We start from the raw sequence: 15,186 nt of genomic DNA, 5'->3' as shown, positions 1-15,186 counted from the left end.
ACCTCACCGACTTCGGGTGTTACAAACTCTCGTGGTGTGACGGGCGGTGTGTACAAGGCCCGGGAACGTATTCACCGCGGCGTGCTGATCCGCGATTACTAGCGATTCCGGCTTCATGTAGGCGAGTTGCAGCCTACAATCCGAACTGAGAGAAGCTTTAAGAGATTAGCTTAGCCTCGCGACTTCGCGACTCGTTGTACTTCCCATTGTAGCACGTGTGTAGCCCAGGTCATAAGGGGCATGATGATTTGACGTCATCCCCACCTTCCTCCGGTTTGTCACCGGCAGTCTTGCTAGAGTGCCCAACTGAATGATGGCAACTAACAATAAGGGTTGCGCTCGTTGCGGGACTTAACCCAACATCTCACGACACGAGCTGACGACAACCATGCACCACCTGTCACTTTGCCCCCGAAGGGGAAGCTCTATCTCTAGAGTGGTCAAAGGATGTCAAGACCTGGTAAGGTTCTTCGCGTTGCTTCGAATTAAACCACATGCTCCACCGCTTGTGCGGGCCCCCGTCAATTCCTTTGAGTTTCAACCTTGCGGTCGTACTCCCCAGGCGGAGTGCTTAATGCGTTAGCTGCAGCACTGAAGGGCGGAAACCCTCCAACACTTAGCACTCATCGTTTACGGCGTGGACTACCAGGGTATCTAATCCTGTTTGCTCCCCACGCTTTCGAGCCTCAGCGTCAGTTACAGACCAGAGAGCCGCCTTCGCCACTGGTGTTCCTCCATATATCTACGCATTTCACCGCTACACATGGAATTCCACTCTCCTCTTCTGCACTCAAGTCTCCCAGTTTCCAATGACCCTCCCCGGTTGAGCCGGGGGCTTTCACATCAGACTTAAGAAACCGCCTGCGCTCGCTTTACGCCCAATAAATCCGGACAACGCTTGCCACCTACGTATTACCGCGGCTGCTGGCACGTAGTTAGCCGTGGCTTTCTGGTTAGATACCGTCAAGGGATGAACAGTTACTCTCATCCTTGTTCTTCTCTAACAACAGAGTTTTACGATCCGAAAACCTTCTTCACTCACGCGGCGTTGCTCGGTCAGACTTTCGTCCATTGCCGAAGATTCCCTACTGCTGCCTCCCGTAGGAGTTTGGGCCGTGTCTCAGTCCCAATGTGGCCGATCACCCTCTCAGGTCGGCTATGCATCGTGGCCTTGGTGAGCCGTTACCTCACCAACTAGCTAATGCACCGCGGGTCCATCCATCAGCGACACCCGAAAGCGCCTTTCAAATCAAAACCATGCGGTTTCGATTGTTATACGGTATTAGCACCTGTTTCCAAGTGTTATCCCCTTCTGATGGGCAGGTTACCCACGTGTTACTCACCCGTTCGCCACGCTTCTTTTTCCGGTGGAGCAAGCTCCGGTGGAAAAAGAAGCGTACGACTTGCATGTATTAGGCACGCCGCCAGCGTTCGTCCTGAGCCAGGATCAAACTCTCATAATAAAAGTTAGAACAATCTTGCGATTGTTAAGCTCAATTTGTTTGCTAGCATATTGCTTGCTTGTTAAAAATGTTTGTTGTCTTGAATCGATCAAGACGCCCTACACATTTGGTTTGTCTTACTTTGTTCAGTTTTCAAAGGTCTAATCTTTTTGTTTTAACAACTCTTATATCTTAACAGATTCTTAAGTTTCTGTCAACAACTTTCTTTCGAAAGTTTTTTGAATTGTTTGTCGTGTTCTTAACGACTTGATCATCTTATCACGTTAACTGTTATTTGTCAACAATTTTTTCGTTGATACAAAAGACTTTCAAACGTCCATTTCTAAAACAACTTTGTTATTATAACACGATTCAAAATGTTAGTCAACATCTTTTTTATGAAATGTAACAAGATTTTGAATATCGTTTTGTCAGAACAAATAATAATATATCAAGTACTTAAGTAAAATGCAATAGAAAAAATACATTTTTTTCTATTATTTCAAAACACGAATATTCGCCGATACAAACGTGTTTTTTAACATTTTTTCCCTTATTTAAGCAACTTTTTTACTCGATATCATCCAAAAAGTTCGGTTAGCCATAAAGTATTTTTACCTTCTATTCTTTCTCCCGTCCGTTTTTGTCTTTTTATTCGTCCTTTACAAAATAAAAAAACAAGCAAGGTACTTTCCTTACTTGTTTTCTTTTTTGATGATTGGAATGAAAATCCTAAAAATCGTTCCTTGGCCAACCACACTTTCTGCAATAATCTTCCCTTTGTAACTTTCTACTAATTGTTTGGCAATCGAAAGGCCTAAGCCATTACCACCTTTTGTCCGTGCTCTTGCTTTATCCACTCTATAGAATCGATTGAATATCTTATTCAGATCTTCTTGCGGTATCCCCTCTCCAAAGTCTTGGATAGCAATTTCAAACTCATTCAAAGTAGAGGAAATCGAGATATGCACTTCTTTTCGATCTGTAGAATATTTTACAGCATTATCCAAAATAATAATGATCAATTGCTCGAAATGATTACGATAGATCTGTAATGTCACTTCTTTTGTCAAATCATCGTCTAATGTAATAACGTAGTCCGGATAAAGTATCTTGAAGTTATTATACACTTGGTATGTTACTTCTTTCGCTAAGGTCGTCTCATTTGCATAGTGGATGTCCACTTGTTCTGCTCGAGAAAGGTCCAGCATTTCTTGCACCAAGCTTTTCATTCTGCTGATTTCTTGCATACTTGCAGCTAATGATTCTTCAAGTATTTCGGGATCATCTTTTCCCCAGCGATTCAGCAAGCTTAAATGCCCTTCAATGATCGCGACAGGCGTTCTCAACTCATGAGAAACATCTTCTACGAATTGTTCTTGCTGTTCGATATATAGACGCATGCGATCGAGCATTTCATTGAATATCTCTGCTAAGTCGGCTAGTTCATCGTTTGTGTCTATCTCAGGCATGTGAATATCCGACTGTGGATCTTTTCGAATCGTATCCATCGTATCTCTCAAGACCTTCAATGGTTTCAAGAAATAAGAGGACAGGAAGAACCCTAGTACGCTACTCAAGATCAACGAAACGATCTCTAAGACTATCAGCGTCAACAAAAGCTTGTTGCGGATATCATAAAAAGAAGAAAGCTCGTAAAAACTTTGAGCGTACCCGATTTTTTCTCGTGTTTCTTTGGAATAGATTGGTTGTACCGAAAGGAAGCCAGTCTTTCCATCCAAGGTAACGATCGTTGGGACTTTCCGTGTTGCTTGGATCAGTGAACGGTCTTTCTCATGTGTTTTGAAAATCAATTTTTCATCTAGATCATATACATATAAGTCCATTGATTCTTGGCCCAATTCTGAAATAAAAGAATCGATCTTCATCAAATTCCCTTCAATGATCGACGTGTCATTCACACTGCCATCTCGATCTCTTGAATTTGTCAAGTTTCGATAAGTATTAACAAGCGTTAATTCCTCATCTGAGTTAGCCAAACGAGAAGTAACCTCTGAGATCGTTCTTTCTACATTGTTTCTTTCTTTCGCAACGAGAAGGTTGATTGATGACTTATACGTGATGACTGCGAAAATAGTAAACACTACAAATATAAAGAAAGAACTTGCAAAGGCCCACTTGATAGTCAAGGAGGGACCTTTAAGTTCTCTTTTTTCTGATTTTTTTTGTTTTATCACGAGCGCATCACATAACCTGTTCCACGAACTGTTTGGATATAGCTTTCTTCTCCAGGAACATCGATTTTATTACGAAGATAACGAATATAAACATCTACAACGTTTGTTTCGACTTCTGTTTCATATCCCCATACTTTATTTAACAATACGTCACGCGCTAACACAACATTGACATTTTCCATCAGCGTAAGTAATAGTTCGTATTCACGTTTTGTGAGTTCGATCACTTCACTGCCACGTCGTACGACACGATTTTCTTTTTCAATCGTCAAATCACGATAAGTAATTGTTGTTTGTTTCGCTACATTTTTGTCGCCTTCGATATCGATTCGACGTAATAATGCACGTAAGCGGGCTAACAATTCTTCAATTGCAAATGGTTTAACGATATAGTCATCTGCTCCATGGTCTAATCCGGAAACGCGATCAATGACTGAATCTCTAGCAGTCATCATAATGATTGGCGTATTCTTCACTTGACGCACTCGTCTGCAGACTTCTAGTCCATTTAATTCTGGCAACATCAAGTCCAACAAAATAGCATCCCATTCATTGTTCAGGGCCGCATCTAATCCTGTACGTCCATTATAATGAACTTCTGCATTATAGCCTTCATGCTTTAATTCCAACTCGACAAATCGAGCCAAGTTCTTTTCATCTTCAATGATTAGAATATTACTCATTAATCTTTTTTCCTTTCTCTCTACGTGCTTATTCAAAACTATATCATTATACCGATAATCTATTTAAAAATCTACATTCATTTTAGCATGGATACAAATTTTTAAAAAGAGCTGAAGTCCTTTCATATCGATCGACTTCAGCTCTTTCGTCATTTTTTATTCAATCATTCGCGAAAAGTAGAAAGATTACTCTTCATGATACCAAGAATAGTGGAAGATCCCTTCTTTATCCACACGTTCATACGTATGAGCACCAAAATAATCACGTTGTGCTTGGATGATATTTGCTGGCAAGCGTTCTGCTCTATAAGAATCAAAATAGGCAATTGCAGAAGAAAATGTTGGGACAGGTACACCAGCTTGGACAGCTAATGCAACGACATCTCTGACAGCCTGTTGATATTTTTTAGTGATGTCCACAAAATAGTCATCTAACAAAAGATTTTCGATATCAGGTTCTTTATCATAAGCATCTGTGATCTTTTGTAAGAACCGTGCACGAATGATACAACCAGCACGCCAGATTTTAGCGATCTCACCAAATGGTAGATCCCATCCATATTCTTTAGAAGCTACCCGTAATTGCGCAAATCCTTGAGCGTAACTCATGATTTTGCTGAAGTAAAGAGCTTCACGGATTTTCTCAACAAGTTCTTTTTTATCTCCTGTAAATTCAAAGTCGTTTGTACGAGTTAGAATTTTACTTGCTTGCACACGTTCCTCTTTGTAGGCTGAAATGTAACGTGCAAAAACTGATTCTGTAATCAAAGGTAATGGAACACCTAGATCTAGCGCACTTTGACTTGTCCATTTACCTGTGCCCTTATTTCCTGCTGCGTCTAAAATGACATCAACGATCGGTTTACCTGTACCTTCATCGTCTTTTCTCGTTAAAATATCCGCAGTGATCTCGATCAAGTAGCTATCCAGTTCTCCTTGATTCCATTCCTTGAAGATATCTGCCATCTCATCTACTGAAAGGCCTAAGATATTTTTCATCAAGTCATACGATTCAGCAATCAATTGCATATCGCCATATTCGATACCATTGTGTACCATTTTTACATAATGACCAGCACCATTAGGGCCGATGTAAGTAACACAAGGTGCGCCATCTTCTGCTTTAGCAGAGATCTGTTCTAAGATCGGTGCAACTAATTCATACGCTTCTTTTTGTCCACCAGGCATGATTGAAGGGCCTTTTAACGCGCCTTCTTCTCCGCCAGAAACACCGGTGCCGATAAAGTTGATCCCTGAATTTGCAAGTTCTTCATTACGGCGGATCGTATCTTTGAAGAATGTATTTCCGCCATCAATCAAAACGTCCCCTTTATCTAAATGAGGAAGCAATTCTTGGATCGTTGCATCCGTTGCTGGACCAGCTTTGACCATCAAAAGAATTCGACGAGGTTTTTCGATTGAATCTACAAATTCTTCGATTGTGTAAGTCGCTTTGAAGTTTTTATCTGGATGTTCCTCCACCACGGCAGTTGTCTTTGAACCCGTACGATTGAATAAGGCAACTGAATAGCCACGGCTTTCAATATTAAGGGCTAAGTTTTTACCCATTACGGCCATACCGACAACGCCGATTTGTTGTTTTGACATATGAACTCCTCCTACATGTGGGATGTTCTCCCTAATCTCTCTCATTATAGCTTAACATTGCCTCATTGCAAACCAAAGAAGCACATATTTTTATGTTGCAACTCTTTTCGTCATAGAAAACTTAAATTTCCTCGATTTTTGAATAAGGAACAAAAAATAAACCTCAAGGCTCCATGGTTAGCCTTGAGGTTTTTACATTTTCTAATTAAAATGTATTAAGCTTCTTTAGACATTACGTCCTTACCATCATAGTAACCACAATTTGCACATACGTGATGGCTTTTTTTCATTTCACCACAGTTAGGACATTCGTTTAAACCTTTGATTGTCAATTTGTAGTGTGTACGACGTTTTGCTTTTTTAGCTTTTGATGTTCTTCTAGCTGGTACTGCCATTTTGCTACACCTCCTTGTAAAGTCTTGCATCATAAATGATACAATATATTCCAATCTTACGCTTTATCGTCCTCATTTGACGTTGCATCAAAAAGTTCAGATAATTTTGCAAGACGAGGATCTACTTTTGTTTCAGCTTCTTCCAGTTTTCTGCGTTCGTATTCTTCTTCAGAAACAACTTCCCAATCTGTTCCTTTAGGAAAATCGGTCGTCTTTTCTTCTTCTTCAGTCAATACACGCATTGGAATTGCCAATAAAATGTTGTCTTCGATCGATTCTGTCAAATCAAGTTTTGCATCTTCTATCAACAAAATCTCTTCTACAGACAATTGATTGTCTCTGAGTTGGTACTGTTCCTTTGTCATAAACAGTTCATCTACTGTAAAATCCATGGGTAATGCAACTGGTTCTAACGAACGAGTTGACGGTACGGTCAGAGTCGTCTGCACAGTGTAATGGACAAGATAGCCTTGATTATCAACTGAAACGAGCCCATCGACTGTAACAGGCGCAACATCTAATATCAAATTGTCTCGCTTCATAAGATCCGCTTTAAGATCAAGGGTCTCATGAAAAGTTAACGGTGTCTCTTGGTATTTTCTCAATTCCAGTAAAGACCATTTCATTCTCTCATCACTCCTAAGCAACAAAAGCAATTATACAGGGCAAAAACGTCGTTGTCAATGAAATTTTCTTGACACCTTACACTTCATAAAAAAACACAAAGTAAATCGAGAATATCTATCCATCTTGATTGCCTAATATGGAATAAACGTTTGATTCTCTTTGTTTTCAACTGTACTGATTTCGTTTCCACTACTACAGGAACAACAACAAATAAAATAGTGCTTATTAAGTATACAGCATTAATATTTGAGCCTACTACATATTTTGCATCAGGTGATTCATTTCCTGTTATCGGTAAAATGGCACACATCAACAATCAACCGAGAGGTGAAAATTTGTTTCCATAACGAGTATTGTTTTAAAGAACTCCCGCGGATACTGATAAAAAAATAAATTGCTGTGCTAAAAATAATCAAAGAATAATGCATACGACATTTCCAACTGACTGAATGCAAAGGATTCGCTATGTGTTCGATACTTCATTTGTTTAACTGATCAGTGCAGTCGCTTCTGTTTGATATAGACAACGATATAGATTACAATAAACATTATTTATATGAAGGTGCAGGGGATATTCATGAATACAAGAGATATTGAATATTATGTCCAGATCGTGAAACAAAAAAATTTTACCAAAGTCGCAAAATATTTTCAGGTTAGTCAGCCAACTATTACATATGCGTTGCAACGCCTAGAAAGAGAGTTAGGGGCAGCACTTATCACCAGAGATCGTTCCCATCATGAATTGATTATTACCCCAGCAGGCAAACAATTATTTCTCCATGCTCAATCGATTTTACAAGAAATCAAGATGGCAAAAGCGGAAATCACTCAATTACAGAAAAAGAAACTTCGATTTGGGATGCCACCTATCATCGGTAATGAGTACTTTCCAAAACTATCTAGCTATTTTATCAAGCATCAGCTGATGGAACAAATTGAGATTACAGATGGTGGCTCTAGAGACCTTTACGGAATGATCCATGAGGGAAGAATCGATTTGGCAGTCTTAGGATCAACGCAACCAATAGTTGACCAAAAACTTGAAGTAGAGTTGCTTCTGGATAAACGGTTCATGATCGTTGTTTCTAAAACACATCCACTGGCACAACATGATGCCTTATCTTTCAAAGACTTAGTAGATGAACAATTTGTTTTGTTGAATGAACATTACGTCCATCCAGCAGCTTTCACCAAATTATCTAAACAAGCCCATGTTGAACCAAAGATCGTCTATCAAAGCAATGATCTGACTATTTTGAAAAGTATGATACGTGAAAATATCGGAATCGGCTTTCTGACAGAGATCGCGATTCATCCTGAAGATAATCTTGTTTCTATCCCACTCTCAGAGGAGATCCAACCGCGTTTTCTAATTTCATTAGCAAAAAGAGCCCAACAAATCACTACCCCACTATAAGAAAAAGTTATTGAAGTGATCCATGAATTTATAAAGACCCAAAAAAAGCCATAAAGAATTTATTCAACTACACAAAACATGAAAAATACATTCAACTTCTGCTTGTTTTGAAAAAACGAGCTTGGAATAGCCAAAAAAAGAAGGAATGACAAAAATCTTGTCATTCCTTCTTTTAAGTTAGCGAGCTAAATGGATTAGATAGCTGTTGTTTCGCCACGATAAACAATACCACGACGTGAGTCAACGGTGATCAATTCGCCATCAACGATTGTTGAAGTTGCTTCTTTCGCACCAACGATTACAGGAATATCTTGAGCAATTCCTACAACTGCTGCGTGTGAGGTCAATCCGCCTTCTTCAACGATAACTGCTGCTGCTTTTTCGATTGCTGGCATATATTCTTTGTCAGTTGTTGGTACAACTAGAACCATACCATCTTTTGCTTTTTTGATTGCTTCTTCAGCTGATGAAGCAACGACTGCATTTGCAACGACTGATTTTTGACCAACGCCTTGAGCTTCTAATAATTTAGAACCAATCATTTGAATTTTCATAACATTAGTTGTTCCACGTTCACCAACTGGAACACCAGCAGTGATCAAGATCAAGTCGCCTTCTGATGCAAAACCTAAATCAACAGCTTTTTGAGCAGCTAATTCAAACATTTCATCAGTTGTTGATGGTTTTTCAGCAACTGTTGGGTAAACACCCCAGTTAAGCATCAAACCACGTTTTGTGCGTTCGTCAAAAGTAACAGCCAAGATGTCAGCATCTGGACGGTATTTTGAAATCATTTTAGCTGTGTAACCAGATTCAGTTGCAGCAACGATTGTTTTAACACCTAAGTTTTTAGCAGCACGAGCTACTGATAAACCGATTGTTTCAGTTACATCTGTTTTGTCAAATTCGTTCAATTGGAAAGTACCTAATTCAGCTAAAGCATTTTCAGCTTCTTGATCGATACGAGCCATTGTTGAAACAGCTTCAACTGGGTAGTCACCATTTGCAGATTCACCTGATAACATTGTTGCATCAGTTCCGTCAAATACAGCGTTAGCAACGTCAGAAGCTTCGGCACGTGTTGGACGTGGGTTTTCTTGCATTGATTCTAACATTTGAGTAGCTGTGATAACAGGGATTCCTGCAGCGTTACATTTTTTGATGATACGTTTTTGAACCATTGGTACAAGTTCAGCTGGGATTTCAACACCCATATCTCCACGAGCGATCATAACGCCGTCAGAAACTTTGATGATATCATCGATGTTGTCAATACCTTCTTGAGATTCGATTTTAGGGAAGATTTGAACATGTGTCATGTCTTTTTCTTCTAAAATTTCACGAATGTCTAATACGTCTTGTGCTTTACGAACAAAACTTGCAGCGATAAAGTCGATGTCATTGTCTAAACCAAAACGGATATCATCTGCATCTTTAGGTGTGATCCCTGGTAAGCTGATTGAAACGCCTGGTGCATTTACACCTTTACGTGATCCAAGCATACCTGCATTTTTAACTTCAACAACTAATTCACGAGTTGCTTCATCTTTTTCAAGGATTTCCATATCGATCAAGCCATCATCGAATAATACATGTCCACCTACATGTACATCATCGAATAAGCCTGGGTAAGTTACAGCAATTTTTTCTTTCGAGCCTACGTGTTCAGGGTCCATTGAAATACGAGTTTTATCTCCTACTTCAAATTTGATGTATCCTGCACGACCAAAATCAGCTTCTGTTGTGCCTTGAACAGTTGTACGAATTTCAGCACCTTTTGTATCTAAAAGAATACCTACATCTTTACCTGTTTTTTTAACAGCTTCACGAACCATTTCCATACGTGATAATTGTTCTTCATGGTCTCCATGTGAAAAGTTAAAGCGGAAGACATTTGCCCCAGATTCGATCAATTTAGAAATAATTTCTACTGAGTTACTAGCTGGTCCTAATGTACTAACGATTTTGGTTTTTTTCATTTTACAAAACTCTCCCATTCAATTTTGTTTATTTAAAGCCGATTAAAGCCTAAATATCTTCAGATAATGAGCGTGGGAGCAGAAGCAACTCCTTCGTAAAATAAGCCGAAATTCACCAAAATTTGAAAAGTAATTTTCGTTGATTTCTCCTTATTTCTCGAAGTTAAACACTTCTGTCCCAGTCTCATAGTTCAAATAACTTTTTCACTCTTAGAATGAAAGTGAATTATTCAAATCATATAATGATAAATCTGGTTTATGCTTGTTGTTTTCTAATGTATCAATGATGTCAGAAGCAACCATATCATTGTTATGGATACCGACACATAGTCCACCTTTACCTGCTTGTAGCAATTCAACAGCATATGCGCCAAATTTACTTGCTAACACACGGTCGCGCGCGCTTGGAGATCCACCACGAACAACGTGTCCTAAGATAGATACACGTGTATGATAGTCACCATATTCAGAAAGTTTATCAGCGAATTCATTTCCGCCCATAACGCCTTCTGCTAAGATGATCAAGCAATGTTTTTTCCCACGATCGCGGCCTTCTTGGATTTTTTTAGCAACAACTGCCATATCAAAATCATGTTCAGGGATGATGATTTCATCTGCGCCACCGGCAACACCTGACCACAAAGCGATATCTCCAGCATTACGTCCCATTACTTCAATAACGAATGTACGTACGTGTGAAGTAGCAGTATCACGGATACGGTCAATTGATTCTAATACTGTATTGATTGCTGTATCAAAACCGATTGTGAAATCTGTTCCTGGAATATCATTATCGATTGTTCCTGGAACACCCACTGCTGGGAATCCACGTTTTGTCAATGCCATAGCACCATGATATGATCCGTCACCACCGATAACAACTAAACCTTCAATACCGAATTTTTTCAATTGTTCGATTCCTTTTAATTGTCCTTCTTCTGTCGCAAATTCTGGGTAACGTGCAGAGTACAAGAATGTACCACCACGTTGAATCTTATCGCCCACATCAGCTACATCTAAGCGACGAATATCTCCTGCCACTAAACCAGCAAATCCATAATTAATCCCGTATACTTCTAAACCTTCATAAATTCCTTTACGAACAACGGCACGAACAGCTGCGTTCATTCCAGGTGCATCTCCGCCACTGGTCAAAATTCCAATGCGTTTCATAATAAACATTCACCTCATTAAATTACTTTATCCTAAGCAGTGCTTAGGTTTATAACCTTCTTGCGTTAACCACGACTAACATTCTAACATTATTTTTGCTACTTGTCTTGATTTACAGATAAAAAAATGAAAAAAAATGAAAGCAAGTAGTATTTTTTACCGTAAGTTATTTGAAAACAACATTTTCTTCTTGTAATAAGTAAGCTAATTGCTTCTTTAAATTAACACTTGCATCCACCCAGTAAGCCTCTGCTAGTACTACTTTTCGCTGATCCTTCTCATGATACATCACTATGGGAACATAGCCTGGGTGTTTTTGAAAAATCCCTTGCAATTGTTTCATCGTTTGAGGATCATCTACTTCTTCTTTGATCCTTAAAAAACAAGTTTGATCTGGATACTGTTTCTCCAAAGTCTCAGGGTCAGAAAATACTTCACCAATCAGTTGTAACTCTTGATTGTAATTGCTGATTTCCGTTCTCCCTTGGACAAAGATCACTTTGTTTACCTCAAATAATTTACGAAATTGTCGATACGTTTTCGGGAAAACAGTGATGGATATTTCACCGCTGATATCTGTTCCCTCAATAAATGCCATCAATTCCCCTTTTTTCGTTCTGATTTCTCGAATCTCTTTGATCATAACCAGCAGACACGTTGCTTGTTTGGCAACGATCTCGGTGATTAAACGGATATTTTTAGCCATTTTCAATCGTTCGTACCCTTCTGTAGGGTGCCCAGAAAGGTAGACGCCTAGATATTCTTCTTCGAGTTTCAGTTTTTCTTCAAGCGGATAGTCAGCTACTTCTTCTTCTTTTAATGCCATGATCCCCAGCAGATCGATACTTCCACCACTGTACACAACATTTTGGATCTTACCTTCTAGATCAAGCATCAATTGTTTTCTATTGGGCGAAAGTTCATCAAATACGCCCACCGCGACTAAGGATTGAAGTAAGTCTAATTTTAGCCAGCGTTTGTCTAGGCGGATCAAAAATTGATCCACTGATTGATAGGCACCATTTTCTTTTCTATCCTTCAGTATGTCTTCAATGAAATCTCTTCTGACCCCTTTGATTGCAGTTAGTCCAAAACGAATTTCTTCTTTATTGACTAGCTCAAATCCGTAATAGCTCTGATTGATAGAAGGCGCAACTAATTTTAGTTTCTTTTTGCGTGCTTCTGCAATATATTCCTTTAACTTCGTTGTATTGTGACGAACAGAGTTCATTAAACTAACAAAGAATGCGCCAGGATGATGTGCTTTGAGATAAGCCATTTGAAATCCTACAAAAGAGTAAGCAAACGCATGGGAACGATTGAAGCCATAGTTTGCAAACCGCTCGATATAATCATATACTTCAACCGCTTTTTCTCTCGAATATCCTTGCTGAAGTGCACCATTCACAAAATGCTCTCGTTCTTTATCGATCACTTCTTTTTTCTTTTTACTGATCGCTCTTCTAAGAATATCTGATTGTCCAAGTGAGAACCCAGCCATTTTAGTCGCAATTTGCATGATCTGTTCTTGATAAACGATCACGCCGTAAGTATTTTTCAGAATCGGCATCAATGAATCATCAGGATAATTGATTGCCTCTTTGCCTTTTTTCCGTGCGATAAATGTATCGATATTTTGCATCGGACCTGGTCGATAAAGCGCATTGACTGCTGCAATATCTTCAATGTTTTCCGGCCCTAGACTCCTTAATACATTACGGATACCAGCTGATTCAAATTGAAAGACACCTGTCGTATCCCCTTGTTGAAACAACAAAAGTGTTTGGGGATCATTCAATGGGATCTGTTTGAGCAGCAACTCTTGTTTCTCTACTTTTTTGATGACCTTCAGCGTATAGTCGATGATTGAAAGATTTCTTAAACCTAAGAAGTCCATTTTCAATAATCCGATTGCTTCGACGTCATTCATCGTATATTGAGTTAGAAACGCTTCGTCCGAGCCCTTTTGTAAGGGAACTAACTCTAAAAGATTTTTATCACTGATAACTACACCAGCTGCATGGGTGGAAACATGTCTAGGAAGCCCTTCTAAAATTATGGCTGTTTTGAATAACAACTGATTTTTTTCATTCGCATTCACTAATTCCACCAAATTTTTAGATGCTTGATATGCTTCTTTCAATGTGATTTTTAATTGATTAGGAATTGCTTTAGACCAACGATTTGCTTCACTTTGAGAAAGCCCAAACACTCTGGCAACATCTCGTAGCACCATTTTCGCTGCCATTGTACCAAAGGTAGCGATTTGGGACATATGGTATTGTCCGTATTTTTCTCTTACATAATTTAATACATCTTCTCTCCGATTGTCTGGTATATCAAGGTCGATATCCGGCATCGTATATCGTTCTGGGTTTAAAAAACGTTCAAATAATAGATCATACTTCAAAGGGTCCACATCTGTGATTTCTAATATATATGCTACTAACGAACCGGCGGCAGACCCGCGACCTGCTCCGGTAACGATGTTGTTTTGATGTGTAAATGCCATGACATCCCAGACGATCAGAAAATAATCATCAAATCCCATTTGATGGATCACGGATAATTCATAAGTCAGCCGTTCTTGATATTCTGGTGTGATCTGTGCCAGACGCTTGCTTAATTGTGTCTGACATAATTCATCAAGATATTCTCCTGCTGTTTTATTTCCTGGTACGGGATAATGGGGAAGAAGTTTTTGATGAAATTGGAACTCAAAGGAGATTGAATTAGCTAACCGTTGCGCACCTTCCACCGCTTTAGCCAAATTTGCCTCTTGGAAACGGGTCATCACTTCTTTCTCAGAAAGAAGAAAGCCTTGTCTTGCTCTATTTTGTTGTTGTGTAAGCTCTTCTAAAGGGAGTTGACTTCCCTCTTTGATATGTTTCATCGTCTCTAAAGCAAATAGTTCCTCTTCTCGAAGACTAGCAATCGGATGCAACGCACAAAGCGACTCATTGTTTTTCACTAAAAAATCGAGCCAGTTTTGCTCACTATCTGTATCAGACACCCCCACGTAGAAATCCTGTGGGGCAACTTTTGATTTCACTGATTGCCAATGGGTCTCAAAATTTTTTGCAACCTCAAAATCATTTTTTACAGAATGCTGTGTCGGGATAACAAAGATCAAATGATCTGTTTCATTGAAATCATCTAACAACAAATTTTCTTGGATCATTTTTTTACTTGAAAGCTGCATCAACTGTTGATAACCGGTAGTATCTTTCGCGTAAACTAATAGATCATACAGTCGTTCTTCATAACTATACGAAATAACTGCGCCTATGATTGGTTTGATACCTTCCTTGATGCAGGTCTGATAGAACTCAGGAACGCCATAGAGAACATTTTGATCGGTGATTGCCAGTACAGAATAGCCTGATTTCTTTGCTTCTTGGATATAATCCGTCACACGGATCGTACTTTGTAGTAGGGAATAGGACGTTTTAGTATAAAGCTGTGGGAAAAACATATTCATTCCACCTTTTATATAATTAGACAGCAGTTTATAGTTAAGTTTGATTCTAACTTTTACTGTGAATTGATCACGCTCTAGCGAACGCTCTGTTTTGTATGTATTCTTCTTATTCTATCATACGGGATAATAAAATCATAAAACTTGCTTTTTTACAACCTGGTTTCTTTACATTCATGAAAA

Annotated in this window: 9 protein-coding genes and 1 rRNA gene (1 of these 10 cut by a window edge); 1 reads left to right on the top strand and 9 read right to left on the bottom strand. The window is 39.1% G+C overall.

From position 1 onward, the window contains the following. The 6 genes from IGI47_RS05950 to IGI47_RS05925 form a co-directional block, all read right to left on the bottom strand. Window positions 1-1,463: ribosomal RNA gene (locus IGI47_RS05950) — 16S ribosomal RNA — on the bottom strand (it extends 97 nt beyond the left edge of the window). 674 nt (window positions 1,464-2,137) lie between these two features. Next, window positions 2,138-3,640: a HAMP domain-containing sensor histidine kinase gene (locus IGI47_RS05945; RefSeq protein WP_311931102.1), complete on the bottom strand. Its 1,503-nt coding sequence runs from the start codon at window positions 3,638-3,640 to the stop codon at window positions 2,138-2,140. Beyond that, window positions 3,637-4,323: a response regulator transcription factor gene (locus IGI47_RS05940; RefSeq protein WP_005875038.1), complete on the bottom strand. Its 687-nt coding sequence runs from the start codon at window positions 4,321-4,323 to the stop codon at window positions 3,637-3,639. Before IGI47_RS05940 ends, IGI47_RS05945 begins: the two co-directional genes overlap by 4 nt. A 186-nt stretch (window positions 4,324-4,509) precedes the next feature. Next, window positions 4,510-5,931 (bottom strand): NADP-dependent phosphogluconate dehydrogenase, encoded by a 1,422-nt coding sequence (gene gndA, locus IGI47_RS05935; RefSeq protein ID WP_005875035.1) that lies wholly within the window; start codon window positions 5,929-5,931, stop codon window positions 4,510-4,512. A gap of 215 nt (window positions 5,932-6,146) precedes the next feature. After that, on the bottom strand, window positions 6,147-6,326 hold the full coding sequence (rpmF, locus tag IGI47_RS05930) for a 50S ribosomal protein L32 (RefSeq protein WP_002290970.1): 180 nt from the start codon (window positions 6,324-6,326) through the stop codon (window positions 6,147-6,149). A 56-nt stretch (window positions 6,327-6,382) separates the two neighbouring features. Next, window positions 6,383-6,952, bottom strand: a complete 570-nt coding sequence (locus IGI47_RS05925; RefSeq protein ID WP_438783627.1) for a YceD family protein — start codon at window positions 6,950-6,952, stop codon at window positions 6,383-6,385. A 578-nt stretch (window positions 6,953-7,530) separates the two neighbouring features. On the opposite strand from IGI47_RS05925, the gene IGI47_RS05920 reads away from it, so the two are divergent. Then, window positions 7,531-8,373, top strand: a complete 843-nt coding sequence (locus tag IGI47_RS05920) for a LysR substrate-binding domain-containing protein (RefSeq protein WP_438783625.1) — start codon at window positions 7,531-7,533, stop codon at window positions 8,371-8,373. Between the two features lie 194 nt (window positions 8,374-8,567). Here IGI47_RS05920 and pyk read toward each other — a convergent pair whose 3' ends face one another. The 3 genes from pyk to dnaE all read right to left on the bottom strand — a co-directional run bounded on the left by pyk (window position 8,568) and on the right by dnaE (window position 15,000). Then, complete coding sequence (gene pyk, locus IGI47_RS05915; protein WP_005875030.1) at window positions 8,568-10,352, bottom strand: pyruvate kinase; 1,785 nt, start codon at window positions 10,350-10,352, stop codon at window positions 8,568-8,570. A 210-nt stretch (window positions 10,353-10,562) separates the two neighbouring features. After that, the gene (pfkA, locus tag IGI47_RS05910) at window positions 10,563-11,525 is read right to left on the bottom strand and encodes a 6-phosphofructokinase (RefSeq protein WP_005875028.1); all 963 of its coding nucleotides are present in this window, start codon (window positions 11,523-11,525) and stop codon (window positions 10,563-10,565) included. A 166-nt stretch (window positions 11,526-11,691) separates the two neighbouring features. Beyond that, window positions 11,692-15,000 (bottom strand): DNA polymerase III subunit alpha, encoded by a 3,309-nt coding sequence (dnaE, locus tag IGI47_RS05905; RefSeq protein ID WP_438783624.1) that lies wholly within the window; start codon window positions 14,998-15,000, stop codon window positions 11,692-11,694. Between the last annotated feature and the right edge of the window lie 186 nt (window positions 15,001-15,186).

This window comes from Enterococcus sp. AZ191, assembly GCF_051713845.1.
Classification (GTDB): Bacteria; Bacillota; Bacilli; order Lactobacillales; family Enterococcaceae; genus Enterococcus_B; species Enterococcus_B durans.
Note: the sequence above shows the minus strand (reverse complement) of the source record. Positions and strands in the feature narration are given on the sequence as shown.